A 25505-nucleotide genomic window follows, 5' to 3' on the forward strand; every position below is an offset into this window, starting at 1 on the left:
CATGGAACGACCACCCGCCGCCGAGCGCGTCGAGCTGTTCACCAACACCTTCGACCTGGAGAGCGGCCGGGACGAGCTGTCCACTCCGGAGGAGCTGACGCACTGGCTGCGTGAGCACGGACTGGTCGGTGGCGGGACCCGCGCCGACGCGGCTGACCACCGGGCGTTCCTGGACCTGCGTGCCGGGTTGCGCGCCGCACTGGACGGCACCGCGGCGGACCCCCACGCGCTCGCCCGGGCCGACACGGTTCTGGCCGAACTCCCGCTCCTGGCCAGTCTCGACAGGACCCTCGTCCCCGACCCGGAGCTCTCCCCCGCGCGGAGGGCGTGCGCCGTGCTGGCCCTGGACTGGGTGCGCCTGGTGACGACCGGGGAGGTGGTGCGGCTCAAGCGGTGCGCCGAGCACACCTGCCTGTGGGTGTTCTGGGACGGCTCGAAGAACCAGAGCCGCCGCTGGTGCTCGATGCGGGTGTGTGGGAACCGGACCAAGTCACGGCGTCACACCGCGAAGGAACGCAGAGCGCGCGAGGACGGCTGAGGAGCCACTCCCCCGGGAGGCGAGGCGTCGCTTGGTGGCTTCGGTGGTGAAACGAACCGTCACCTTTACGACGTAGATTCACATCGGACCCGGGATCACGCTCCCGTGTTCGCCTCCTCCGCCCGGCGCACCATCTCCTCGATCCACACCGGCGCGAACGGGGTCAGGCAGCCCGGCGGGGTCGGATAGTCCTTGAGCACCTCCAGGCGCTCCCCGATCCCCACAGCCCGTTCGCGGTACTCGGCGTGGTCGATGCCGATCCGCGCCAGGCAGTTGTTCATCTCCCACTGCAGGCGGTCCGGGGCGGAGGCCATCTCCCCCTCGATAGTGTCCAGCAGGGCCGCCAGGTCCAGACCCTCGGGTCGTTTCCCCACCCGCTCCGTGGTCAGGGCCCACCCCGCGCTCGCGACCACCGGATCCGGATCGTCGAACCAGGCCAGGCGCAGCTCCTCGGCGTGCGGCCCCTTCTTGACCACGTAGTTCACCAGCCAGTCGTGCACCTTGGGGGTGCGCGCCTCGCGCAGCATCGCGTCCAGGTCGTCGCGTCCGAACTCCCGGGGCCGACAGACGAGGAGGGCGAGCAGCCTCGCGGCACCGTCCCCGGTCGCCCAGAGCTCAAGCGCCAGGTCGTGGCGCTTCCCGAGCCGTTTGGCCACGGCCCTCAGCTTGGTGAGGTTCACCCCGTGGTCGTCGCCGTGCCTCTCGTTGACCGCACGGACCCGGGCGTCCTCCAGCCCGGCCAGCTCGGTCATCACCTCGGTCACCGTCGTCTCGGCCACTGCGGCCTCCCCTCCCCCACTCGACGCGTCCAATCTACGCCGCAGGTCAGACCACTCCTGGCGGCTGGCTCAGGACGAGGCGGGAGCAGCACGGAGGTAGGATCACCTCGTTCCGTCACCCCCCGTGCGACTTCCCCTGGTCACCGAAGACGTCCTGGTACCGGAAGGTCCGTTCGCGGGTCCCACCCCCGAGATCGTCGTCACGCTGGAAGGTGAGAAGGAACGTGTGGGAAATGTCAGCGGCCACTGAGTCCTGCGAATCGTCCGCCGAAACCTTTCTCTCCGGGAGTTTCACGGACGGAGGATGAAACTCGAACTCCAGCCAGCCGCCCTTTTTCAGGTCCTTGATCTCGAAGTCGCCCACAGCAAGATCTGTGGCACGCCTGTCGATGGTGACCTTGTGCGCGACTTCTTCACCGTGGTTGGTGATTCGACCCCGCCTGGTACCGCGGGCGTTGGAGGAGCACGCTCCTTGGTCAGCAGGGGTGATCTGGAGATCCACATGACAGATGCGCGCGACTGCCGTGGCGCGTTTCTCTGCTCTGACGGCCAGAGCGTGAGCCCGTAGGGAAAGACACAGAGAGACGACCGCGGCCAGTACGGATACAGCCGCTAAGACTGCGGAGAACGTGGCGATTTCACTATTCATGCGAGAACAGTAGCGCTCGGGCAGTCAGCGCCCACGCCTGATTCCAGCTTCGACCCGACCCCGTGGGGGTCACCAGTAAACGAGCTGCGAGAACGCGAGGTGTCATCGCCGCGTGATCTCCGAGTCGAAGCAGCACGGCAACGGCCACCCTGTCACGCCTGACGCGTCGTCGCCCGTCGGGACGGGCCCGGAGCCGGGTTCACCACGCCGCGACGAGCGGATCGCCGTGGTCCTCCCTCAGCCACGCCTCCGTGAACCTGCCGAGCCGGTCCGCCGAGGCGGTGCCGACCAACTCCGCGATCCGGTCTTCCCGTACGCCCAGCACCAGAACGCCCACGATCCGGTCCCCCAGAGCGATCACCATGGCGGGGGAACCGTTGACCACGCCTGAGTGGATCGACGGGGAGCCCCCGACCAGGCGCCGCTTGGCGTCGGTGGGCCGGAAGCCGGCGCGCAGCACGGAGGCGACCCTCTCGGCCCCCTCGTGTCGGCGCACCCCGCCGGAGCCCCCGGCTCCGTCGCTCACCACGGTGACGTCGTGGGTGAGCAGCCGGACCAGCCGTTCGGTCCGCCCCGAGGAGGCGGCCTCCACGAAGGCCTCCACCACGCGCCGGGCGGCGGCACGGTCGACCTCGCGGGCCTTCCGCCCGGCGCTGATCCGGCGTCGCGCCCGATGAGCGTGCTGCTGGCTCGCCGACTCGCTGATGTCGAGGATCGCGGCGATCTCCGCATGGCTGTGAGAGAAGGCCTCCCTCAGGACGTAGACGCCCCGTTCCACCGGGGTGAGCCGCTCCATGAGCAGCAGAACCGCCAGGCTCACCGAGTCGCGCTGTTCGGCGGTCTCGTCGGGGCCCAGCATCGGGTCACCGTCCCACAGGGGCTCGGGAAGCCAGTCCCCCGCCGCCCGTTCCCGCCGCGCCCGGGCCGACCGCAACCGGTCCAGGGCCAGGTGGGTGACGACCTTGGTGAGCCAGGCCTCGGGGACCTCGACGCTGTCGCGGTGGGCGCCCTCCCAACGCAGGAAGGCGTCCTGGACGGTGTCCTCGGCGTCGGCGGCGGAGCCGAGCAGACGGTACGCCAACGAGGCCAGCCGGTCCCGATTGGCCTCGAAGCACGCCACTGCCGCGCTGTCCATACGGGTCACGTTAGTCGGCGGCCGCCGCGGCTGTCCTGACCGGGGCGGTCAGGCGGAACCCGCGCACCGGCAGACCGTAGGTGGGACGGCCCATCGTCCAGGCGACCGTGGAGAGCACGAACCCCTTGAGGAACGTGGCGCCCCGGCCTCCCAGGAAGGACGCCTTCGCCCGCGACCGCTCGTCGACGAGTTGGAAGATCGCGTCGTCACGGCCCAGGCTGACACAGTTGCCCAGGTAGGCGAGCGGGGTGCGCCTGGACCGGTGTCCGGTGAGGTCCTCGATGATCGCGGCGGTGGCCCGCATGCGGGAGAATCCGGCCGAAGCGCAGGACATCGGGAGCGGCAGGCCGTTGTCACCGACGGCCAGAACGCTGTCACCGGCGGCGTAGACCTCGGGGTGGGAGACCGATCGCATCCCCTCGTCCACGATCATCCGGCCCAGCTCGTTCACGGCCAGTCCGCCGCGCGCGGCGATCGGGTGGGCCGCGAACCCCGCCGCCCACACGATCGCCTCGGCGTCCAGTGTCTCGCCCGTCTCGGTGGTCGCTCGTCCGGGTTCGACGCGGGTGACCGCGCTGCGCTCACGCACCGTGACCCCCAGCCGTTCGAAGGCCGTCAGAGTGTGGGACCGGGCCTTCTCCCCCAGCCATCCGCCCAGCTCACCGCTGGTGGCAAGGGTGACCCGCAGCCCGGGGTGAGCCTGGGCGATCTCGGTGGCCGTCTCGATGCCGGTGAGGTTGCCCCCGACGACCAGTACCCGCCCCCTCCCGTCCAGTTCACGGAGCCGGTCGCGCACCCGCGACGCGGCCCCCTCGTCGGCGACGTGCAGGGTGTGCTCGGCGGCCCCGGACACCCCACCGTGGTCGACGGTGCTGCCCAGCGCGTACAGGAGGGTGTCGTACCCCAGTTCCTCGGCACCGGCCGCCGCCTCCAACGACACCGTCCTCCGGTCGGCGTCGACCGAGGTGACCCGTGCGACCCTCAGCCGGATCCCGGTGCCCGCGAACATCTCGGCGAGTCCCCGACTCCCGGTGTCGCGACCGGCGGCGACCTGGTGCAGGCGCATGCGCTCGACGAAGTGGGGGGAGGCGTTGACGACGGTGATGTCCACGTCGTCGGAGTGCAGACGGCGGGCGAGGACCCCGGCTCCGGCCGCTCCGGCGTACCCGGCCCCGAGAACGATGACGCGGTGTCGCATGATCTTGCTCCTGTCCGTTCGTGTACCCCTTGAACGGGACGGCCTCCGCATCCCTGACAGCTCCGCGATGTGATCTGGTTCACTTCGCACCTTCGACGGGTCAGCGTGCCACGGACCGCCGTTCACAGTGAGAACGGTCGAGGCGTTCGCGTGCGTGGTCGATGAGGGCCCTGCTCCTGGGGGAGATTCCGGAGCCGAAGACCCCACGGTGGCCGTCATGCGGCGACGGAGCCGAGGAAGGGCCACCTCTGCGCAGGGAGGCTGCCATCCGCTCCCGTAGCTCCGGGTCCAGGGTCGCCTGCTCCACCGCCGGGGAGGGTGCGGCGGGTTGCGGCTTCGGCTCGTGCACGATTTCGTCGGGGACCGAGCGGCAGGGCCGACCGCAGATCACGCAGGTGCCGCCGGGGGTGTTGCGCACGGCAGGATGGTGGGGGCAGGTCCCGGCGGACCGCCCTCGGGAATCCACCAGGAACCGCGCAGGGTGGGCGAACGGGTCGGTGTCGTCCCCCACCGGCCACGAGGGAGGCGCCACCTCCGCCCGGGCGATCCCTCGGCCCAGTGCACCGTCCAGGTAGGCGCGTGCGGCCCGCATGTCGCACAGCCGCCGCATCAGCGCGGGGAAGGGGCGCCGCAGGCGTTCCGCTCCCGCCAACAGCGCCCTGACGTCGGCCACGCGCAGCCCTTGGCGCAGGAGTCTCTCCGCCGACCCCGCCAACCGGTTCCGATCCGTCTCCGGGTCTGCCAGAAGCGCACCGGGAATGTGGTCGATCAACTCGAACACTTCACCGCTGGGGCTTTGTCGCTTTTGTTCGCCTGTATTCGAGGCGCCACGGACGGAATCGCCCGCCTCCCCATCAGAACTGTCCCCAGGGGAACAGTCTGTGGGTCGATCTGACCTGGGGGCGGGCTCAATCTGACCTGGGGTACGGCACCCCCTCAACGACGGCCGGGTGTGCGGAGTGAGGGGCTCCTCCCCCAACCGGGCACGACAGGCGTTGATCTCCTCCAGCACGAGGTCGGGATAGTCCTCGGCGGGAACGAGGAGCTCCAGGACACACGGCAGGTGATGGGAGGAGCGCCCCCGGGCGATGTCCCGGTCGAAGAACACAATGGTTTCCGAGCGGTCCAGCTTGCGGACCACACCGGCCTCGACCAGGTCGTCGATGGCGCGTTTGAGACTGCTGACGCTGAGGACACCCCCGGAGCGTTGGGCCAGGTTCTCCAGCAGGAAGTAGCACCACCGCCCGTCGGCGTCCACCACGTCCGCGATGGCCATGAGGGCGGGTAACGAGCGCAGCGTGGGCAGCACTCCCCTGCGGAAGACCTGCTGGACCCAGATGGCGAGGATGAACCCGATCCCCTTGAGCGCGCCCCGTGGACGCTTGCGGGGCGGAACGAATCCGGCCGGGTTGCGGGATTCGGATGTGCCGGAGGAGGGAGAGGCGCTAGACTCCATGGTGAGTCGCCTTCCTTGTTAGAGGGGTGGGGTGGCTCAGTCGACCAACCTGTTTGTGCAGGCGTCGGCCACGACCCGACCAGGTGTTGTCGCACCGGTCGGGTCTTTTCTTTTCGGGAACCAATCTAGTGAGTCGAACAGGCGTTCGTGGGGCTTTCTCTCAAATCCACAGGTGCGAGACGAAGAATAACCCGCACGCGCAGAATGCGGACATCACACCCTTGTGGCACTTTGAACCAGGATCTCCCGGTACAAATGGAGTTTCTCCATAAGAAGGACCCCACCCCGATGTTCGGGGCGGGGCCTCTCCCGCGAAGTACGGCACGGAAGAACCGACCGAGCTCGCCGCTCCGCGTCAGCTACCGATCGTGCCTACCTCGCCGGGAGGATGCGGCCGGTGACCTCACCGAAGTCGATCCTCGCCCCGTCCGGTCCGGGCGCGGTGGCGGAGATGGTGACCTCGTCCCCGTCCTCCAGGAAGGTGCGCTCGGTGCCGTCGGGCAGCCGCAGGGGTTCCTTCCCCGACCACGTGAGTTCCAGGAAGCACCCGCGCTGGGACACCTCGGGGCCGCTCACGGTCCCCGACGCGTAGACGTCGCCGGTCCGCAGGGAGGCGCCGTTGACGGTCATGTGCGCGAGCTGCTGCGCGGCGGTCCAGTACATCTCGGAGAACGGCGGCGTGGAGACCAGGTGTCCGTTGAGCCGCACCTCCAGGCGCAGGTCCAGGCCCCAGGACCGGGAGCCCCTCAGGTAGGGCAGCGGCGCGGGGTCCTGGGCGGGCTGCTCGACCCTGGCCGACTCCAGGGCGGCGACGGGCACGACCCACGGGGAGACCGACGTGGCGAACGACTTGCCGAGGAACGGGCCGAGCGGCACGTACTCCCAGGCCTGGAGGTCGCGGGAGGACCAGTCGTTGAGCAGGAACACCCCGAACACGTGGTCCGCGAAGTCGTCCACCGCCACGCGCTCGCCCATGGGGCTGGGCGTACCGACGACGAAGCCGACCTCGGCCTCGATGTCCAGGCGCGCCGACGGCCCGAACACCGGAGTGGGTTCGGTCGGGGGCTTGCGCTGGCCGGTGGGGCGGACGACGTCGGTCCCGGAGACCACGATGGTGCCCGACCGCCCGTGGTAGCCGATGGGCAGGTGCCTCCAGTTAGGGGTGAGCGGCTCCTGGTCCGGACGGAACATGCGGCCCACGTTGGTGGCGTGGTGCTCCGAGGCGTAGAAGTCCACGTAGTCGGCGACAGTGAACGGCAGGTGCAGGGTCACCGTGGCGCGGTCCACCAGGTGGGGACGCACGGCGGCCTCGTGCGCGGAGTCGGTGATCCACGAGGTGAGCGCGGCGCGGACCCGGTCCCACACGGGACGTCCGGCGGCCAGGAGCGGGTCCAGGTTCGGCCCGGAGACGGCCGTGGCGAAGGGGGCGTCGAGGGCGCGGGCGGCGGCACCGAGGTCCAGGACGTGGCCGCCGACGGCCACGCCCACGCGGGTGGTGGGGTCGTCCGCCGTGGAGAACACGCCGTAGGGCAGGGTGGCGGGGCCGAACTGCGTGTCCGGGGCGATGTCGAGCCAGCTGTCGGGCATGGAGGTGCTTTCTGCGAGTGGGTGTGGTCAGGCGTGGAGCGCCCCGAGGACCACGAGGTCCTCCAGGGGTTCCGTGATGCTGCACGTGCCGAAGGAGCGGAAGTGCGACCGGACCCGGGCGGCCTCGTCGGGGGTGAGCCCCCCGGCGCGCGCGGCCAGGGCGGGACCGTCCCGTTCGGCGAGGACCTTGGCGGTCGCGGCCTCGTCCCCTCCGGTGAGCAGGGTGTGGGTGGCCAGGAGCACGTTGAGGAAGCCGTGCTGTTCGAAGCCCTCCACGGTGGTGTGGCGGACCGCGTGGTGGAGCCCGGCCGTGCACTTGAAGGGCACTCCGGAGGTGACGGCGGCGCCCAGCAGGGCGGCGAGTTCGACCTCGTCGGGGTGGGCCTCGGGGGTGAGTCCCCCGGTGCGGAACTTGGCGTGGGCTCCGGTACCGGCGAGGGCCGCGACGTCGGCGGCGGCGTCCGCGCCCCGGGCGACCTCCACGTAGCCGTCGACCCCGGGGCCCAGGGCATCGGCCACCGTGGCGGCGGTGCGGCCCGCCTGCCCGGGCGGGGACGCGACCTCGACCCCGGCCAGGCGCAGCGCCGGGTCGGAGCGGACGGCCTCGACCGCGACCGGGACGCCGTCGGCCCCGCCGGGGACGGTGACCACCACCGCGAGCGGGCCGTGGTCGCCGTCGTCCCGGGAGAGGACCGTGCGCAGTTCGGCCAGGCGCGCGTCCGCCACCAGGAACGGACCCACGTAGGGCGCCCGTCGGGAGTCCCGGTGCGCCCGGTGGGCGGGGATCGCCTCGCCCATGGGCGCGTTGCCGGGCGGGAACAGCGCGGCGTCGTCGAACAGGCCCCGGTAGAGGGTCCGGAGGTCGCTCACGCCTGCTCCCGCCGCGCGCGCCGGCCCTTGGCCCAGGTCCAGGCGTAGCTGCCGTCGTCGACGGCGACACCGCCCTCCCCCAGGTCCAGCGGACGGAAGGTGTCGACCATGACCGCGAGCTCGTCGAAGGCCTCCGCGCCCACGCTGCGCTCGTAGGCACCGGGCTGCGGGCCGTGGGAGTGGCCGCCGGGGTGCAGGGAGATGGAGCCCTGACCGATCCCGGAGCCCCTGCGGGCCTCGTAGTCGCCGCCGCAGTAGAACATGACCTCGTCGGAGTCCACGTTGGAGTGGTAGTACGGCACCGGGATGGCGCCCGGGTGGTAGTCCACCTTGCGCGGGACGAAGTTGCAGATGACGAAGTTGTGGCCCTCGAACACCTGGTGGACGGGCGGCGGCTGGTGGACGCGGCCGGTGATGGGCTGGAAGTCCGCGACGTTGAACACGTACGGGTAGAGGCAGCCGTCCCAGCCCACGACGTCGAAGGGGTGGGTGGGGTAGGTGTAGCGCGTGCCGGAGATCCCGCCCGGGCCGTCGCCCCGGTGCTTGATGAGCACGTCCACGTTCTCGCCCTCGACCAGGAGGGGCCCCTCGGGGCCGCGCAGGTCGCGCTCGCAGTAGGGAGCGTGCTCCAGGAGCTGGCCGTAGCGGGACAGATAGCGCTTGGGCGGGGCGATGTGACTGTTGGCCTCGACCACGTAGGCGCGCAGGGGTTCGTCTCCGGTGGGCACCCAGCGGTGCGTGGTGGCGCGCGGCAGGATGACGTAGTCTCCCCCGCCGACCTCCAGCAGGCCGAAGACCGTCTCGACCCGGGCGGTGCCGGACTCGACGTACACGCACTCGTCACCGATGCCGTTGCGGTAGAGCTCCGAGGGAGCTCCGGCGACCACGTAGGAGATGCGCACGTCACCGTTGCCCAGAACCAGACGGCGGGACTCGACGACGTCGTTGGTCCGCCACTCCTCGCCCCCGAACAGGTCGTGGAGCTTGAGGTGGCGCGGCACCATCGGGGCGTTGCGGCGCAGGGACTGGTCGGGGACCTCCCACTCGGAGGCGTCGACGATCGCCGACGGGATGGCCCGGTGGTACAGCAGCGAGGAGTCGGCGGAGAAGCCCTCCTCCCCCATCAGCTCCTCGTAGTACAGCCCGCCGTCGGGGTTGTGGTGCTGGGTGTGGCGGGTGCGGGGCACCTCACCGACCTTGCGGTAGTACGCCATGTCCGCTCTTCCTCCTTGGTTGGGTGGTCCGTCGGGAGCCGCGTCTAGACGGGGACGGTGTCGGTGGCCGGGTGGCCGAGGGCCGTGCGGACCGCCGACCGGACGGCGTCGGTGTCGTCACCGGGGACGACGGCGGCGACGTGGGCGTCGGGCCGCACCAGCCAGACCTGTCCGGGCAGGGGTTCCAGGGCTCGGCGCAGGGCTCCGGTGGGGTCGATCTCGTCGATGCGCAGGGTGGCGACGGGAGCCCGGGTGGCGCCGGTGGCGGCGGCGTGTACAGCGGTCCGCGCGGCACCCTCACCGAGCAGCAGTGTGAGACCCTCCCGCAGGAGGGGGCGCAGGCGGGTGATCTCGGGGCGGCCGGGCACGGTCACGGGGGCGTCGGGGAGGATCACGCCGGGGCAGGGCGCGGGGGTGCGTCCGCGCGGCGGACGGCCGCCGAAGGGGCGTTCGGGGCAGGCGGTGGTCAGCGCGGAGTCGGTGTACCAGAACGGTTCGGCCAGGCGTCCGGAGTCCACGTTCGGGTGGGCCTCTGGGTCGGTGACCGCGCGTTCGAGGACGCTGACGCGTCGCTCGTGCTCGGCGTCGTCCCGGGGGACGAGGAAGCGCATGGTGGCGCTGGTGACGTCGGCGTTCTCCAGCGCGGCCGCGTGGCGTTCGGTGTGGTAGCTCTCCAGGAGGTCCTCCCCCGCCCACCCGTCGCGGACGTAGGCGAGCTTCCAGGCGGCGTTCTCGGCGTCCTGGACCCCGGAGTTGAGGCCGCGTGCTCCGAAGGGCGCGACCAGGTGGGCGTTGTCCCCGGCCAGCAGGACGCGTCCGGCGCGCATGCGGTCGGTGACCCGGGTGTGGAAGCGGTAGACCGAGTGCCACACGATCTCGTAGGGGGTGTCCCCGATGATCTGCCGGATGCGGGTGTCCAGGCGCCCGCTGGACTCCTCGGCCGCCAGGTCGAAGTCGGAGGGGACCTGCCAGTCGATACGGAAGACCGAGTCGGGGCAGGGGTGGATGAGGACCTGGCGGCCGGGGTTCCACTCGGGGTCGAAGTAGAACCGGCGTTCACGGGCCCAGTCACCGAGGTCGGCGCGGATGTCGCAGATGAGGAAGCGGTCGTCGAAGCTGGTGCCGGTGAAGTCCAGCCCCAGGTCGTGGCGGACCACGCCGCCGTGGGCCCCCAGGCAGGACAGGGCGTGGGTGCCGCGCAGGCGTACCGGCCCGCTCGCAGTGGCGCACTCGACGGTGACCCCGTCGGCGTCCTGGCCGATCCCGGTGACCTCGTGCCCCCAGCTGATCCGCACTCCCGCCTCGGTGAGGAGCTCGTCCAGGACCTCCTCGGTGCGGGACTGGGAGATGTTGACGAAGGAGGGCAGGGAGGAGGCGCCGGGGTCGGGCAGGCGCACGCTGAACAGTTCGTGTCCGCGGTAGAAGGTGCGGGCCGTGTCCCAGGTCAGGCCCTCCTCGATGATCCGTCCGCCGCCGAGCCAGTCCCAGACGTCGAGGACGTCGCGTTGCTGGCAGATGGCCTTGGAGCCGACGGCGTCGCGCTCGGGGCGGGCGTCCACGACCTGTACGGGGACCCCACGGCGGGCGAGGAGCAGGGCCGCGGTCTGTCCGACCGGCCCCGCGCCGAGCACCAGCACGGGGTCGGTGCCGGTGTCGGCCGGGGTGCGGGGCGCGGGGGGTCGCATGGTGGGCTCCGTTCGTGGGGCGCCCCGTACGGGCGCGGTGGAGGGGGAGGGGTGTCGGGTCAGCCCTGGAGCTGGGCCCAGACCTCGCGGTCGCGCTCGGCGGTCCAGATGACGGGGCGCTCGACACCGGAGAACTCGTCCCACAGGCGGGAGACGTCGAAGGGCAGGCAGTGCTCGAAGATCGGCCAGTGGCCGTAGTCGTCGACCAGGGCGGCGTGGGTGGCGGTGAAGGCCTCCTTGAGGGTGCCGCCGCGCTCGTGGACGGTGCCGACCTCGCGGATCATCACGTTCAGGAAGGTGCGGGTCTGCTCGATGGCGGCGTCGACCTCCTCGCGGCCCCGGCTGACGGCGCCGCGCCCGCCGACGAGCATCTCGGCGCCGAGGGCCTTGACCCGGTCGAGGGTGGCCCCGGCCCAGTCCCGGTGGAAGGCGTCGCCCGTGTACAGGGCGGCCTGGGCCTCGACGAGGTCTCCGGCGAAGAGGATCTTCTGCTTGGGCAGCCAGGCGACGATGTCGCCCTCGGTGTGGCCCCGGCCGAAGTACTCCAGGACCAGCTCGCCCCGGTCGCCGCCGAGGTCGATGGTGGTGCGGTCCGCGAAGGTCTGGGTGGGCCAGGTGAGTCCGGGTACGGAGTCGGCGTCCTTGGCCAGGCGGGGCATCCGGCCGAACTCGCTGGCCCAGTCCTCCTTGCCGCGCTCGCGGATGAGCTCGTGGGTGAGTTCGTGGGTGAGGATCACCGTGGCGTCGAAGGCGCTGGCGCCCAGGACGCGGACCGCGTGGTAGTGGGAGAGCACCAGGTAGCGGACGGGCTTGTCGGTGTGCTCGCGGAGCTGGGCGAGCCACTCCTTGGCGGCGGTGGGGGTGGCCAGGGCCTCGAAGGCCACCACGAAGTCCTCGCCCTCGATGGCGCCCACGTTGGGGTCCCCCTCGGCGGTGAGGGCGTAGACGCCGTCGGCCAGGACCTCCAGGGTCTGCTCCTTGGCCTCGGTGTCGGCGGATGAGGCGAACGGCTTGGCTGCCATGGTCGAAGGGCCCTTCACTCGTCACGGGCGACTGCCGCCCAAATGATCAAACATTTGATGAAACAGACCATAACGTGCTCCACGCCACAGGACCAAGAGGCCCACGACCACCGCGCTGGTGATGCAGATCACTCCCCCAGGCTACCCACCGTGCTCCCGCTGTCACGGACGACGGGACCGAACCCGCCCGGTACTAGGCTGGTCGGCGTGACTCACGACACGGCACCCCCTGACGAGCTCACCTTCTGGTCGTTCGTGGACTACGCGGTGCACAAGGCCGAACGCGAGCTGCCCTCGGTCAACGCCGAGGCCATGCGCATGGTGCTGACCCTCAACCGGGCGACGAGCATGGTCGTCTACGACCTGGAGTCCTCCGTCCACCGCCCCCGGGGGTGGACCTGGCCGGGGTTCCGCGTGCTCTTCGCCCTGTGGCTGGCGGGGCCCATGGAGGCCAAGACCACCGCCGAGATCTCCGGCATGAGCCGCGCCGCGCTGTCCGCCCTGCTCAACACCCTCGAACGCGACGGACTCCTGAGCCGCGAACGCGCCACGCACGACCGCCGCGCCCTCCAGCTCAGCCTCACCGACGAGGGGTACGGGGCGATCCTGGGTGTCTTCCGCGCCCACAACCGCAGGGAGAGCGCCTGGGCCGAGGCGCTCGAACCCGAGGAGCGCCGCGAGCTGGTCCGGCTGCTCAACAAACTGATGGCCGGGTCCACCGACGCCCAGGCCAAGTTCCGCAACTGAGGGAGGGGTCCCGATGCGCGACTGGGAACGCGCGGTGGCCTCGGCCACCGCCGTCGCGACGTCCCTCGGCCTGAGAACCGACGACGCGATCGTCCTCCACCGCTCGAACAGGCTCACCCTGCGCCTGTCGCCCTGCGACGTCCTGGCCCGGGTGGCCCCCGTGGGGCACGGCGCGGCACGGTTCGAGGTCGGACTCGCCCTGCGGCTCGCCGCCACCGGGAGCCCCGTGGCCGCGCTCGACCCCCGCGTGGCACCGGACGTCCACGAACGCGACGGCTTCGAGGTCACGCTGTGGACCCACCACGCGGGACCTCCGGAGGTCCCGGCACCCGACTACGCCGACGCGCTCGCCCGACTGCACCTCGGTATGCGCGCCCTCGACCTCCCCACGCCCCACTTCACGGACCGCGTCGACCAGGCCCGACGGCTCGTGACCGACCCCGACCGCACGCCGGAACTGGCCGCCCCGGACCGGACGCTGCTCGCGGACACGCTGGACGAGCTCGAACAGGCCATCACCGGTCGCCGTGCACCGGACCAGCTCCTGCACGGAGAGCCGCACCCCGGCAACCTGCTCGCCACTGAGCGGGGGCCGCTCTTCGTGGACCTGGAGACCTGCTGCCGGGGGCCGGTGGAGTTCGACCTCGCGCACGCCCCCGACGAGGTCGCCGCCCACTACCCGGCCGCAGACCCGGACCTCCTGCGCCTGTGCCGCCTCCTCGTGCTGGCGATGATCACGACCTGGCGCTGGGACCGGGACGACCGGTTCCCCGACGGGCGCCGGGTGGGCACCGCGTGGCTCGATCGCCTACGGACCGAAAGAGTCCAATCCCGGCGAAATGGCCCTTGAAGCGGCCCGGGGCTCCTGTGAGCATGCGGACATGGACCAGACCGCACGCACCCGCCTCACGCAGGCCCAGAGCCACTTCTCCCCCGAGGGCACCTACCTCAACACCGCCACCCACGGCCTGTTGTCCCACCGGGCCCGGCTGGACCTGGAACGGAACCTCCGGGAGCTGTCCGCCGGGCGGTTCTCCCCCGGTTCCGTCGACGGCGTCGTGGACGCCGCCCGCGCCAGCTACGCACGGCTCACCGGTGTCGACGCCGACCGGGTCGCGGTGGGCACGCACACGTCACAGTTCGTCGGGACGGTCGCGGCGAGCCTGCCACCCGGCGCGGAGGTCCTGCTCGCCGAGGGAGAGTTCACCTCGGTCGTCTTCCCCCTCATGGCCCGCGGCCTCCGGGTCCGTGAGGTGCCCCTGGACCGTCTGCCCGACGAGGTCGGCCCGGGGACCGCGCTGGTGGCGGTCGCCGCCGTGCAGTCCGCGACGGGGCGGATCGCCCCGCTCCGGGGCCTGAGCGCCGCGTGCGCCGACCACGGCGCCCGACTGCTGCTCGACACCAGCCAGTCGGCGGGATGGCTGGCGACCCCGGTGGCGGACTACGTCGTGTGCAGCACCTACAAGTGGCTGCTGGGTCCGCGCGGCGCGGCCTTCCTGACCGGGACCGACGAGGCCCTGGCCGAGCTCTCCCCGCTCGCGCCCGGCTGGTACGCGGGTGCCGATCCGTGGAACTCGCTCTACGGGGGGCCGCTCCGCCTGGCAGAGGGAGCGCGCCGCCTGGACATGGCCCCGGTGTGGCCCGCGTGGATCGGGCTGGCCCCCGGTCTCGAACTGCTCGGGGAGGTCGGACTGGAGACGGTCCACGCGCACGACGTCGCCCTGGCCGACCGGTTCCGGAACGCGATGGGTGTGGAGGCCACGGGCTCGGCGATCGTGTCCCTCGCCGTTCCGGACGGGACCGCCGAACGCCTCCAGGAGGCCGGGATCCTCGCCGCCCTCCGCGACGGTCGGCTGAGAGTGGGATTCCACCTGTACAACACCGAGGAGGACGTGGACCGTCTGGTCGGGGCACTGACCTAGGGCGCGCTCGGCGAGGGGACGGGCCGGTCCTCTCGCGGAGGACCGGCCGGCGCGCTCAGGCGCGTTCCACCACGAACACGGGGATGACCCGGTCCGTCTTCTCCTGGTAGTCCGCGTAGGGCGGGTAGGCCTCCACGGCCCGGTCCCACCACAGCTGCCGCTCCTCGCCCCGCACCTCCCGGGCGCGGGCGGCGAAGGGGGTGGGGCCGTCCTGGAGCGCGACCTCGTCGGGGGCTTCGCGCAGGTTGCCCACCCACGCGGGGTCATCGGGCGCGCCTCCCTGGGAGCCGATCACCGCGTAGGCGCCGTCGTGCTCCACCCGCATGAGGGCGGACTTGCGGACCTTGCCGCTGCTGCGCCCGCGCGTGGTCAGGATGATCACCGGCATGCCGGTGTCCATGAGCGTGTTGCCCTCCCGACCCCCGGTGCGCTCGTACAGCTCCACCTGGTCTCGGACGAACTTGGACGAACTCGGCTCGTACTCGCCCTGGAGTACGCCACTGGCGGTCATCGCTCTCCCCGGTGTTCGGCTACGGAGTCCCTCCCGATCGTGCCATGAAGGCTCCGCCCGGTGGAGCCCGACTCGCCTTCCCACGCATGGCCCCCTCATGACCCCTGGCCAGAGAAGCGAACCCCGGAACGCGAACGGGAACGCCGCCGAGGAGCGGGGTCACCGCCTCGCCACCCGGGCACACCGCCAGCGTCCGTCCCGGGTCGTCGTCAGGTCCGGGTCGGAGGAGCGCTCATCGCCGCCGCGAGGAAGCTGATCGCCCAGCGCCGGGCCGCCTCGCCCGGCCCCGGGGAGCCGCAGCCGGGCGTGGCCTGCTGGTGGACCTCCAGGCCGTCGACGGCCGTCACCGCGAGGATCCCCCGCAACCGGAACCGCAGTTCCTCGGGGGAGAGGCCGGGCAGTGCGCGCGCGAAGGCGGCGAGGTAACGCTCGCGGACCGAGCCCTCGGCCGAGCCGGTCCAGCCGCGCACCTCCTCGGCGGGATCGCTGAGGATCGTCACGATCAGCCGGGAGGTCCGGGCGCCCGCGTCACCGGCCCGCATCCCGTCCATCATCGGCCCCGCGAACGCCTCCACGAGATCGGTGACCGGTGGGTCGGGGGTCCGGGCGAGCAGTCGGTCGAGCCCGGCGCACTGGGCGGCGTTGATGGGCTCGATCACGCGGCGGGCGACCGCCGCCATCAGCTCCGCCTTCGAGCCGAAGTGGTAGCCGACGGCGGCCAGGTTGGCTCCCGCGCGTGTGGTGATCGCGCGAACCGAGGTGCCGCGGTAGCCGTGCTCGGCGAAGAGGTGCTCGGCCGCGTCGAGGATCTGGGTACGAGTGTCCGGGGTTGCCACACGAGCGACTATACATATGTTTGAATCAAACGAACGTTTGATTGAATCAAGCGCGTGAGGAAAGAGGACTCCCATGAAGCTGCTCGTGTACGGCGCCGGGGTGTGCGGCAGCCAGTTCGCCGTTCGTATGCACCAGGCTGGCCACGACGTCGCGCTCCTCGCCCGGGGCGAACGCCTGACAGCCCTGCGACGACACGGCGTGCGGCTCGCCGAGGAGGACGCCTCAGTGATCGAACAGGTGCCGGTACCGGTGGTCGAGCACCCGGAGGGCGCGTACGACCTGATCACCGTCTTCGTCCGCGCCCACCAGGTGGACGGGGTGATGGAATCGCTCGCCGACGTCCCGGGGGACGTGCTCTCCCTGCTCAACTGGGCGGGCGGACCGGAGGCGCTGAGCGCGGGGATCGGCCGCGAGCGCTTGCTGCTGGGCTTCCCGACGACCGGCGGCACGATGGACGGCGACGTGGTCCGCCACCGCAGGGGCACGATCCTCACCCGCCGGGTCCCGATACCGGTCGGCGAGCCCGACGGCCGCACCACGCCGAGGCTGGAACGGGTAGTTAAGACTTTCCGCGCCGCCGGGATCAACGCCAGGGCCGAGCCCCGGATGGACGCCTGGCTCAGGACGCACGCCGCGTCCTCGGTTCCCCTGGAGCGAGCGGCCTACGCGGCGGGCGGCCCGGAGGCGCTGGCCGACGACCCGGAGGCGGTCCGCGCGATGGTGCACGCCATGCGGCGGAACCTCGCCTCGCTGGAGACACCGACGGTACCTCGCGCCTTCACGGCGTTGAGGGCCCTGCCGGACGCGCTCCTCGTGCCCGTGTTCCAGCGCTTCCTGAGGAGCCCGACGGCCGTGCACAGCGGACTCAGCGACTCCTCGACCGCCACGGTGGCCGAACTCGAACGGCTGACCGAGCAGCTCCGAGGCCCTGCGGGAGCCCGCTGAGCGGCCACAGTGCTCTCCCACTCGCGTCCGGCTCGCCCTTCACCCCGGGTCCCCGCCGCGCCGGGCGCGACAGGGTCGCCGCACATCTCCTACCGCACCAGTGTGTCGACGGCTTCGGTGTACTCCTCCGCCCGGTCGGGACACATGTGCTCCACCGACACCACCAGCGCGGCGGCGTCACCACCCTCGCGCAGGAACCCCGTGGCCCAGGTGGTCGCGTCATCGGCGGCGCACGCCGGGGCGAACGCCTCGGTGACCACGTCCATGTCCCCGGTCACGGTCGCCCCGATCTCGTCGAGGGCGGCCGCGTGAGCGGCCTGGTCGTACTCGTGCTCGGGTGTACACGCGGCCAGCAGGACGACCACGCCGGCGGCCAGCAGCACACGAGACATGGAGTTCTCCGTTCGTAGGTCTGCACCCTACGACGCGGCCACAGGGACCCGGGGTTGCCTCGGCGCCTGGCCCACGACCGGATTCCGGGTTCAGGATCCCGCGGGGGCGACGGGCACGGCCACCAGCAGCATCAGCGGCGCCGCGAGGAGCGACGCCCATCTGATCCCGACCTCCACCGGGGACCTGCCCGTGTGGAACGCCAGCGGCGACCGGAACATCCACCACCGCTTCCCGTTGACCCTGAAGGGCCACGCCAGCGGCACCCCCGACCGGGTCAGCCAGTCCCCCAGGACGTGCGTCAGAGCCCCCACGGCCACCGTCACCCCGATCAGCCACGGAGCTCCGCCCGGGGCGTACACCGCCGTCGTCGCGCACACCAGGGCGAGGAGCGCCACCGTGATCCCGCGCCCGCGCTTGCGCCCCTTCAGCGACCGGGCGACCGTGCCCGTCCCCAGGGCCGCCATCGCGAACACCACCACGGCGGTCCCGAGGGGCGCGACGGCGGCGACCAGGAATCCGAGCAGACCGAACACGAGCACCGCGGGAACCGTGTGGGTGAGGTGGCGGTGTCCGCCGTCCTTGCCCGCCTCCAGCTCGTGACGGGTGCCCGTAGCGGTGTACACGCGCCGGGAGAGGGCCCGCAGGCCCACCGACGTCCTCTCCGACAGCAGTCCCAGGGACCGGCCGACGGACGACCCCGGCTCGTCCAGGTCGGGGAGGAGCGCGGCGCCCGCGCCGACAGCGGCGCACACGAGGACGTCGGTGACCTCGGTACCGGCGAGCGCGCCGACCGCCGCTCCGGCGAGCACACCGGTCGCGGCGTGCGAAGAGCCCATCATGGAAGACCTCCGGGGGTAGGGGGAACTCTCCCGCCAGCTTCCCAGGACCTCCGGCGGGCGGGTGCCCCGCGGGGCACCCGCCCGGGTCTAGAAGATGACCCCGCAGAAGGGGGCGTCGATCCGGTGCAGGGCCCTGTCCAGGCGGGCCACGGTGCCCGGGGTGTGCTCGGTGATCAGCCCCGCGCGCTGGAATCCGGTGACTGTGGTCTGGCCCAGGTACGCGGCACCGAGGTGGGACACGTCCAGGGACAGGTCGGGCGCGTCGTCGGTGAGCTCCACCCGGGCGCCGTCCGTGTCGGCCTTGATCCGCCACCGTCCGGCGTTCCACGGCGCGTGGCGGTCGGTGACGGCCACGACCCCCGCGAAGGGCGCGGCGTAGGGGCGCTCGGAGAGGGCCCCGGCCAGGTCCACCAGGCGCACCCACAGGGACGGGAAGTGCCTGGCCACCGCCCGGCCCCGGTCCGGGAGGAGGTGGTGGAGCGGGCAGTCGGCGGGCAGGAACGGGAAGAACACCTTCGCGACCAGGTCCCGGCTGAACAGGTGGTCGAACAGGGCGGCCCAGGCGGCGGGGGTGGTGGCGGTGATCTCCTGGACGTGCGCCTCGCCCTGGGCGCCGTCGTCCTCCCATTGGGCCTTGACCCGGTACAGGGCGTAGCCGAGGGGACCGTCCGCGTTGCCCACGACGGCCGCCACCAGCGGGCCCTTGTCGCCGCGGCGGGAGGGTCCGTCGAACAGCGCCCGGTCCCACCAGGGCTTCGTGCGGCGGAACTGGCCGACCTGCACCGCGCAGACGGCCTCGTGCACGGTTTCGAGGTCGGTCCGGACCCGTTCCGGTTCGCGCAGGACCACGCGCAGGCCCGGGTCGCGGGGTGCGTCGGCGCGCAGGGCGCCGTAGGGCCGGTTGAGGGTCGTGTCCAGTTCCGTGCAGGCGTTCCCGTAGCCGAACCGCTCGTAGATGGAGCCCTCGGAGGCCCACAGGGCGGCGTAGCGCACGCCCGCGGCGTGGACGTCCGCGAGCTGGCGGCGCATGAGGGAGCTGAGCACTCCCCTGCGACGGTGGGTGGGCCACACTCCGACGCCGGTCACCCCGGCCACGGGGACACGGCCGGAGGGCATCGTCATGTCGAAGGGGAAGTGGTTGGCGGTGCCGATGACCTCGCCCTCGGCCTCGTCCACGGCGATCAGGGCCCGCTCGTAGCCGACCTCGTCGTGCAGCGGTCTCATCCGCGCCAACAGGCCGTCGACGTCCTCGGGGAACAGGAGGCTCTGGCCGAAGACCCTGGCGGCCTGGGCGAACTCCTCCGCGTCGGTGTGGCGCACGGTCCAGCCCTGCTTCGGCGGGTCGAAGTCCGCGTTCTTGGTGTCGGTCATACGGTCAGACTTACCAGTGACGACGAAGCGGCGGCCACTGGTTTTGGACGTGGCCTGGGCCTCCCTTCGGGCGGGCCGGGTGAGTAAGCCGGGTCCGGGTGGGGCACGCTCTGGTCGTGACGACACGACGAATCCCCTCCCCCTCCCCCACGCTGGTCGTCGGGGTGGACGCGGGAGGCACCACCACCCGTGCCCTGGTGACCACACTGTCCGGTGAACGTCGGGGTGAGGCCCGGTCCGGCGGCGCCAACCCCAACACTCACGGCCCCGAGGTGGCCGCGGAGCGGCTGACCGAGGCGATCGGCGCCGCGTTGGACCGGGCGGGGCCCGGTGCGCGCGACGCCGTGGCGGCCACCGTGGTCGGCCTGGCCGGGTACTCCGGGCTGCGCGACGCGAGCGTGCGCGCCCGGCTCGACAAGGCGTTGGCCAAGGCCGGGCTGAGCCCCACGGGTGAGGAGTTCTCCGGCGACGACACGGTGGCCTTCGCCTCGGGGACGTCCGAGCGCGACGGCACGATCCTCATCGCGGGGACCGGGGCGATCGCCACCCGGATCGAGGACCGCGAGCGCGGCAGGTCGGCGGACGGCATGGGCTGGCTGATCGGTGACGAGGGTTCGGCGTTCTGGATCGGGCACCAGGCGGCCCGGGAGACCGCGCGCCAGCTGAGCCGCGGTGGTGACCTGAGTCCTCTGGCCCGGATGGTGGCCAAGCGGGTCATCCCGGGTCAGCGGCCCGCCGGCCCCGAGCGGTGGCCCGAGGAGCACGCCCGCAACTTCGCACGGACCCTCACGTCGGCCCCGCCGATCCGTCTCGCGGCGCTGGCTCCGCTGGTCTCGGACGCGTTCGGGCAGGACCCGGCGGCCGTGGTGATCGTGAACGCCGCCGCGGGCCACCTGGCGCAGTCAGTGCACCAGGTGCGGCAGCCCGGGGAGCACCTGCCGGTGGTCCTCTCGGGTGGTGTCCTCACCGGGTCCGCTCCGGTGCGGGAGGCGCTCACCCACAAACTCACCATGGGAACGGGTGCCCCGGTGCTCATGGCCGGGAGCACGTCGGGCGGGGCCGCCTGGCTGGCGGCCCTGCGCGCGGGAGCGGACGAGCGCGACGTGGACCTGCACGGCGTGTTCACGGAGGGCTCCTCCTGAGGTCGCCCCGGTTTGCCCGGCACCACCACGGCCCCCTAGTGTTAGGTAAACCTAACCTCATGAAGGGGGAGTCGTGACGGAGCGGCAGCAGCGTCCGAGGAGGACCGTGCACACCGGTCGGGTCGAGCGTGTGGAGCGCCTGACCCCGCACATGGTCCGGGTGGTCCTGGGCGGCGAGGGGTTGTCCGGCTTCGCCACGGACGGCTCGACGGACAGCTACGTGAAACTGCTGTTCCCACCCCCTGCGCAGGACGACCCCGAGGACTTCGACCTCGACGCGGTCCGCGCCGAGCGCCCCCGTTCGGAGTGGCCGGTCACCCGGACCTTCACCGTGCGCTCCTGGGACGCGGGTGAGCTGACCATCGACTTCGTGTACCACGGTGAGGTCGGCCTGGCCGGGGTCTGGGCCGCCGCCGCCCGGCCCGGCGACCGCCTGCGCCTCCTCGGCCCCGGCGGCGGCTTCGCTCCGGACGCCGGGGCCGACTGGCACCTGCTGGCCGGGGACGAGAGCGCCCTGCCCGCCATCGCGGCGAGCGTCGAGGCGCTCCCCGAAGGGCGCCCCGCACACGTGTTCGTCGAGGTCGACGACCCGGCCGAGGAGCAGCACCTCACCGACCGTCCGGACGTGCGGGTGACCTGGCTGCACCGGCACGGCGGAGTCCCGGGGTCCCTGCTGGTCCCGGCGGTGCGTTCCCTGGAGTTCCCGTCCGGGGAGGTGCGGGCCTTCGTGCACGGTGAGGCGAACTTCGTCCGTGACCTGCGCCGCCTGCTGCGCGTCGAGCTCGGCCTGCCCAAGGAGCACCTGTCGGTCTCCGGGTACTGGCGGCTGGGCCGGGACGAGGACGGCTGGCAGGCCTCCAAGCCGGAGTGGAACCGGAGCGTGGAGGCCGAGGAGGCCGCCGCCCTCGGCTCCTCCTGAACCCCGATCACGCGTCCAGGGCGTCCAACGCGATCAGGTAGCCCTCGTTGAAGGTCGGGAACTGGGGGACGGAGTCGCGCAGGTCGGTGATCGGCAGCTCCAGCCGGATCGCCAGGGCCGCCGTGTGGATCCACTCCGAGGCCTGCGCGCCGAAGGCCCAGGCCCCCACCAGCACCCCCCGGCCGCGGTCGGCCACCAGCCCCAGGGATCCGCGCGGGTCGGTCTCCATGGTCCAGGGCCGGGCGAGCGCCGAGGTGAGGTCCGTCTCGGAGGTGGCCACGTCCAGGCCCGCCTCCCGGGCCTGATCCGAGGTCAGCCCCACGGCGGCGATCTCCGGGTAGGAGAAGACCACCCGGGGGACGCCGGTGTAGTCGGCCCTCCGGTCGTCGCCGAGGATGTTCGCGCTGACCACACGGCCCTGGTACTTGGCCACGTGGGTGAACATCGACCGGGCCGTGACGTCCCCGACCGCCCACAGGCCGGGGGCGACCCGGCAGTGGTCGTCGACCGGCAGGGCGCCGCGCTCCGGCTCGACTCCGAGTTCGGCCAGTCCGAGCTGGTCCCCCCGGGGAACCCGCCCGGTGGCCAGGACCATCACGTCGGCCCGGACCCGTTCGCCGCCGGACAGCACCGCCAGGACACCGTCACCGTCCCTGCTCACCGAGTTCACCTGGCTGCTCAGGTGGACGGTGGTCCCGTCCCGCTCGAACTGGTCGCTGATCAGCTCGCACAGCCGCGGCTCCTCGCGGTCCAGCAGCCGGGGCCCGCGCTGGACGACGGTGACCCGGGTGCCCACGCGCGCCAGGAACTGGCCCAGCTCGACGCCGACCGCGCTGCCCCCGACCACCAGCGCGGTCCGGGGGATCTCCGTGAGGGTGGTGGCCTCGCGGTTGGTCCACAGGACGTCCGGGCCCAACTGCTCCAGCCCCTCGATCGGCGGGACCAGCACACCGGAGCCCGTGGCGACCACCACGTGGTCGGCGGTGTACTCGGAGGTGCCGACCGCCACGCGCCACGGGTCGCGGCCCACCACCCGCGCGTCGCCGCGCAGCACCAGGGCGCCGCGCTCCTCGTAACCCTCGGCCTGCTGGGAGTCGTCCAGGTGCCGAATCATCTGGTCGCGGTAGGAGCGCAGCTCGGGCCACTCCAGGGCGGCCTCACCGACCCCGGCGGCCCCGGCGGCCTCCGCGCGCACCTCGGGCGAGCGCAGCAGGGTCTTGGTGGGGACGCAGGCCCAGTAGGCGCACTCGCCGCCGACGAGGTCGCGTTCGACCACCGCCACCCGCCGTCCCGCGCTCAGCAGACGGTCGGCGACCGTCTCACCGCCCGGCCCCATGCCGATCACGATCGCGTCCAGGTGTTCCATGTGTCTCGCTCCGCCCGTGGTCCGGTGGTCCACCCCCGATGGTGTCCGGCGTCGGCTGGACACCGGGGAACCGACACGCGTGACGGTTCCCCGGTCGGCGCCGTCTCACTCCCCTCCCGCCCGTTCGCGCCGTCGGATCCGCGAGGGCTCGCCCCCGACCGTCCCGGGAACGTGATGGAATAGCCGGTCAGTGGACCCCTCCACACTCCGTCGCTTCGCACAAGGGACCCCCACGGCCATGTCCACGCTCGACCTGCTCCTCCTCCTGGACCTCCTCGGCATCTTCGCCTTCGCGTTGGACGGGTCGCTGACGGCGATCCGCACCGCGCGGGTGGACATCGTCGGGGTCATGGTGCTGGGGATGGTGACCGCCCTCGGCGGCGGCATCCTCCGCGACGTCCTGCTGGGTGAGACCCCGGCCACCTTCCAGGACTGGCGGTACCTGGTGACGGCGCTGGCCGGGGGGACACTGGCGTTCTTCCTCAGCCGTCAGCTGACCCATCTGAACAAGCCGATCCTGGTGTTCGACGCCGCCGGGCTCAGCCTGTTCGCCGTGATCGGGGCGACCAAGGCGCTGGAGTTCGGCTTCGGCCCGCTCCAGGCCGTCCTGTTGGGCGTCATCACCGGGGTGGGCGGTGGCACCATCCGGGACGTGCTGCTCAGCCGGGTCCCGACGGTGCTCAGCGCCAACTCGCACCTGTACGCCATCCCGGCGATGATCGGGGCGTTGTTCGTGGTGGTCGTGGACCTGACGGGGTTCGGCCCCGGCTGGATCGCGGTGATCGGCGCGCTCCTGTGCTTCACCCTGCGTGTCCTCGCCCTCCGCTACCGCTGGAACGCCCCGAACCCGCCCGGGGCGCCACCCCTGTAGGACCCCCGGTCAGGGCTCGACGGTGATCTGCCACATGTGACCGTCCGGGTCGGCGCACGTGCCCGAGTAGCCCCAGGGCTGCCGCTCAGCCGGGCTGACCACCTCTCCCCCGGCCTCGCGGACACGGTCCAGGAGCTCGTCGGCGGCTGCCTCGGTCGTGAACGACCTGGTCAGCAGGCACTCACTGGTGCCGGGAGGGGCGACCCGACGGGTCTCGCCCAAGACCCAGGCGAGTCCGTCCGCGGGGACGAGAGTCAGCACGGCGTGGTCGTTGACCCGGAGCCGCAGCGGTTCGGGCACGCCGTCCTCGGCGGGCTCGCCCAGGGCCTCGAAGCCGAAGGCGTCCCGGTAGAAGACCATCGCCCGCCACCGGTCGGCGATGGGGAGGGCGATCTCGAAGGGTGCCGTGGTCATGGAGGTCCTTTCCGTCGGGGCCGGGCCCCGGGGTCGTCGTGTTTGGTCGCCCGTACCGACCTCCGGTGTCGGCGGAACTCATCGGTCCCGGGCGTGACTTCCGAGCGGAGAGTCGGATCAGGTCCGGAGACTTCGGGCGGCGGTGCGGCGCAGGGTGGCGACCATGTCGGGGACCGGCTCCGGTGGGCGGAGCCGGTGCACGGTGTAGATCTCCCTGGCCAGCGACGTGCCGCGCAGGGGTCGACTGACCCACCCTCCCCCGTGCGCCGCGTCGAGGATGCTCTGGGGGATGAGTGCGATCCCCACCCCGGCGGTGATGAGCGCCAGGGAGACCTCGTAGTCGCGAGTCTCGTAGGCGACGGTCAGGCGCACCCCCGCGGCCTCGGCGGCGGTGTCCAGGCTGATCCGGTTGTGGATGCCGGGCCCGCCGCAGATCCACTCCTCGTCGGCCAGGTCCACCAGGGAGGGATCGGCGTCGGTGACGGGGTGGCCGGTGGGCGCCACCACCATGAGCGGGTCCACCAGGAGGCGTTCACGGCGCAGGCCGCCGGCACGGGGCAGCGGCACGCCCGGGTAGCGGTGGGTGATGAGCAGGTCGAGGTCGCCGGAGGTGACCAGGCCGAGGCCGTCGGGCGGTTCGATGTCCGACAGCGAGAGCCGCACGTGGGGGTGTTCGTGGCCGAAGGCGGCGAGCGCCCCCGGGAGCAGGACCTTGCCCGCGCTGGCGAAGGCGCCCAGGGACAGGCGGTCGGCGCGGTGGCCCGCGACGGCGCGGACGGCGGCCTCGGCGTCGCGGAGTTCGCCCAGGACCCGTTCGCCGTGTTCGAGCAGGACCTCCCCGGCCCTGGTCAGGGTCGCTCCGGTGCGGCCGCGCTCCACCAGGCGGCAGCCGACCTCGCGCTCCAGTTTGGTGAGCTGCTGGGACAGGGCGGGCGGGGTGAAGGAGAGTCGGTCGGCGGCGGCCGCGATCGACCCGGCGTGGGCGACCTCCACGAGCACGCGCAGACGGTTGGCGTCCAGCACGGGACCACCCCTTCCAGGCACGACACGGTCATTCAGAACAATGCCTGACACAAAGGTCTGCTTCATGTTCTT

Annotated in this window: 26 protein-coding genes; 8 read left to right on the forward strand and 18 right to left on the reverse strand. The window is 72.2% G+C overall.

Features of this window, described 5'->3' with window-relative positions:
* Position 1: 1 nt before the first annotated feature.
* Positions 2–538 carry a CGNR zinc finger domain-containing protein gene (locus ACRWK8_RS17685; protein WP_378740128.1) on the forward strand — a complete coding sequence of 179 codons (537 nt, stop codon included), beginning with the start codon at positions 2–4 and terminating at the stop codon, positions 536–538.
* Positions 539–633: 95 nt separating this feature from the next.
* Here the strand turns inward: ACRWK8_RS17685 and ACRWK8_RS17690 are convergent, their stop codons facing one another.
* The 10 genes from ACRWK8_RS17690 to ACRWK8_RS17735 all read right to left on the reverse strand — a co-directional run bounded on the left by ACRWK8_RS17690 (position 634) and on the right by ACRWK8_RS17735 (position 12133).
* Positions 634–1290 carry a DNA alkylation repair protein gene (locus ACRWK8_RS17690; RefSeq protein WP_431871689.1) on the reverse strand — a complete coding sequence of 219 codons (657 nt, stop codon included), beginning with the start codon at positions 1288–1290 and terminating at the stop codon, positions 634–636.
* 142 nt (positions 1291–1432) lie between these two features.
* Entirely contained in the window at positions 1433–1966 is a 534-nt protein-coding gene (locus ACRWK8_RS17695; protein WP_431871601.1) for a hypothetical protein, read from the reverse strand.
* Between the two features lie 199 nt (positions 1967–2165).
* Positions 2166–3101 (reverse strand): sigma-70 family RNA polymerase sigma factor, encoded by a 936-nt coding sequence (locus ACRWK8_RS17700; RefSeq protein ID WP_431871603.1) that lies wholly within the window; start codon positions 3099–3101, stop codon positions 2166–2168.
* A 10-nt stretch (positions 3102–3111) separates the two neighbouring features.
* Entirely contained in the window at positions 3112–4299 is a 1188-nt protein-coding gene (locus ACRWK8_RS17705) for an NAD(P)/FAD-dependent oxidoreductase (RefSeq protein ID WP_431871605.1), read from the reverse strand.
* A gap of 100 nt (positions 4300–4399) precedes the next feature.
* The gene (locus ACRWK8_RS17710) at positions 4400–5755 is read right to left on the reverse strand and encodes a hypothetical protein (protein WP_431871607.1); all 1356 of its coding nucleotides are present in this window, start codon (positions 5753–5755) and stop codon (positions 4400–4402) included.
* 372 nt (positions 5756–6127) lie between these two features.
* Positions 6128–7342, reverse strand: a complete 1215-nt coding sequence (gene fahA, locus ACRWK8_RS17715) for a fumarylacetoacetase (protein ID WP_431871609.1) — start codon at positions 7340–7342, stop codon at positions 6128–6130.
* Between the two features lie 27 nt (positions 7343–7369).
* Positions 7370–8212, reverse strand: a complete 843-nt coding sequence (locus ACRWK8_RS17720) for a hypothetical protein (protein WP_431871611.1) — start codon at positions 8210–8212, stop codon at positions 7370–7372.
* Positions 8209–9426 carry a homogentisate 1,2-dioxygenase gene (locus tag ACRWK8_RS17725; protein WP_378740115.1) on the reverse strand — a complete coding sequence of 406 codons (1218 nt, stop codon included), beginning with the start codon at positions 9424–9426 and terminating at the stop codon, positions 8209–8211. The genes ACRWK8_RS17720 and ACRWK8_RS17725 overlap by 4 nt, the downstream gene beginning before the upstream one ends.
* A gap of 44 nt (positions 9427–9470) precedes the next feature.
* Positions 9471–11111 (reverse strand): FAD-dependent monooxygenase, encoded by a 1641-nt coding sequence (locus ACRWK8_RS17730; RefSeq protein ID WP_431871613.1) that lies wholly within the window; start codon positions 11109–11111, stop codon positions 9471–9473.
* Between the two features lie 59 nt (positions 11112–11170).
* Positions 11171–12133, reverse strand: coding sequence for an MBL fold metallo-hydrolase (locus ACRWK8_RS17735; RefSeq protein WP_378740111.1), 963 nt, complete (start codon positions 12131–12133; stop codon positions 11171–11173).
* 207 nt (positions 12134–12340) lie between these two features.
* On the opposite strand from ACRWK8_RS17735, the gene ACRWK8_RS17740 reads away from it, so the two are divergent.
* Genes ACRWK8_RS17740 through ACRWK8_RS17750 form a run of 3 tightly spaced genes read left to right on the forward strand, consistent with a single transcriptional unit; the run spans position 12341 to position 14802 of the window.
* A complete protein-coding gene (locus ACRWK8_RS17740; protein WP_378740109.1) occupies positions 12341–12880 on the forward strand; it encodes a MarR family winged helix-turn-helix transcriptional regulator in 540 nt (179 codons plus the stop codon).
* Positions 12881–12893: 13 nt separating this feature from the next.
* Positions 12894–13730: a phosphotransferase enzyme family protein gene (locus tag ACRWK8_RS17745; protein WP_431871616.1), complete on the forward strand. Its 837-nt coding sequence runs from the start codon at positions 12894–12896 to the stop codon at positions 13728–13730.
* Positions 13731–13761: 31 nt separating this feature from the next.
* On the forward strand, positions 13762–14802 hold the full coding sequence (locus ACRWK8_RS17750) for an aminotransferase class V-fold PLP-dependent enzyme (protein WP_431871618.1): 1041 nt from the start codon (positions 13762–13764) through the stop codon (positions 14800–14802).
* Between the two features lie 55 nt (positions 14803–14857).
* Here the strand turns inward: ACRWK8_RS17750 and ACRWK8_RS17755 are convergent, their stop codons facing one another.
* Entirely contained in the window at positions 14858–15313 is a 456-nt protein-coding gene (locus ACRWK8_RS17755) for a nitroreductase family deazaflavin-dependent oxidoreductase (RefSeq protein WP_378740101.1), read from the reverse strand.
* Between the two features lie 209 nt (positions 15314–15522).
* Positions 15523–16149, reverse strand: coding sequence for a TetR/AcrR family transcriptional regulator (locus tag ACRWK8_RS17760; RefSeq protein WP_431871620.1), 627 nt, complete (start codon positions 16147–16149; stop codon positions 15523–15525).
* Positions 16150–16222: 73 nt separating this feature from the next.
* Between ACRWK8_RS17760 and ACRWK8_RS17765 the strand changes: the two genes are divergently transcribed.
* Entirely contained in the window at positions 16223–17095 is an 873-nt protein-coding gene (locus ACRWK8_RS17765; protein ID WP_431871622.1) for a ketopantoate reductase family protein, read from the forward strand.
* A gap of 89 nt (positions 17096–17184) precedes the next feature.
* Here ACRWK8_RS17765 and ACRWK8_RS17770 read toward each other — a convergent pair whose 3' ends face one another.
* From ACRWK8_RS17770 to ACRWK8_RS17780, 3 genes are all read right to left on the reverse strand, one after another.
* Positions 17185–17487 (reverse strand): hypothetical protein, encoded by a 303-nt coding sequence (locus tag ACRWK8_RS17770; protein WP_378740095.1) that lies wholly within the window; start codon positions 17485–17487, stop codon positions 17185–17187.
* A 90-nt stretch (positions 17488–17577) separates the two neighbouring features.
* Positions 17578–18327, reverse strand: coding sequence for a metal-dependent hydrolase (locus tag ACRWK8_RS17775; protein ID WP_431871624.1), 750 nt, complete (start codon positions 18325–18327; stop codon positions 17578–17580).
* A gap of 87 nt (positions 18328–18414) precedes the next feature.
* On the reverse strand, positions 18415–19698 hold the full coding sequence (locus ACRWK8_RS17780) for a GNAT family N-acetyltransferase (RefSeq protein ID WP_378740091.1): 1284 nt from the start codon (positions 19696–19698) through the stop codon (positions 18415–18417).
* A gap of 164 nt (positions 19699–19862) precedes the next feature.
* On the opposite strand from ACRWK8_RS17780, the gene ACRWK8_RS17785 reads away from it, so the two are divergent.
* Complete coding sequence (locus tag ACRWK8_RS17785; RefSeq protein WP_378740485.1) at positions 19863–20840, forward strand: N-acetylglucosamine kinase; 978 nt, start codon at positions 19863–19865, stop codon at positions 20838–20840.
* 73 nt (positions 20841–20913) lie between these two features.
* Complete coding sequence (locus tag ACRWK8_RS17790) at positions 20914–21759, forward strand: siderophore-interacting protein (RefSeq protein WP_378740088.1); 846 nt, start codon at positions 20914–20916, stop codon at positions 21757–21759.
* A gap of 7 nt (positions 21760–21766) precedes the next feature.
* Here the strand turns inward: ACRWK8_RS17790 and ACRWK8_RS17795 are convergent, their stop codons facing one another.
* Positions 21767–23125, reverse strand: a complete 1359-nt coding sequence (locus tag ACRWK8_RS17795) for a dihydrolipoyl dehydrogenase family protein (RefSeq protein ID WP_378740086.1) — start codon at positions 23123–23125, stop codon at positions 21767–21769.
* 238 nt (positions 23126–23363) lie between these two features.
* Between ACRWK8_RS17795 and ACRWK8_RS17800 the strand changes: the two genes are divergently transcribed.
* Positions 23364–23996, forward strand: a complete 633-nt coding sequence (locus ACRWK8_RS17800; RefSeq protein ID WP_378740083.1) for a trimeric intracellular cation channel family protein — start codon at positions 23364–23366, stop codon at positions 23994–23996.
* 9 nt (positions 23997–24005) lie between these two features.
* Here ACRWK8_RS17800 and ACRWK8_RS17805 read toward each other — a convergent pair whose 3' ends face one another.
* Complete coding sequence (locus tag ACRWK8_RS17805; RefSeq protein ID WP_378740080.1) at positions 24006–24410, reverse strand: VOC family protein; 405 nt, start codon at positions 24408–24410, stop codon at positions 24006–24008.
* Between the two features lie 117 nt (positions 24411–24527).
* The gene (locus ACRWK8_RS17810; RefSeq protein WP_431871628.1) at positions 24528–25433 is read right to left on the reverse strand and encodes a LysR family transcriptional regulator; all 906 of its coding nucleotides are present in this window, start codon (positions 25431–25433) and stop codon (positions 24528–24530) included.
* Positions 25434–25505 lie beyond the last annotated feature (72 nt).

Source organism: Nocardiopsis eucommiae (assembly GCF_965344335.1).
GTDB classification, from domain to species: Bacteria; Actinomycetota; Actinomycetes; order Streptosporangiales; family Streptosporangiaceae; genus Nocardiopsis; species Nocardiopsis eucommiae.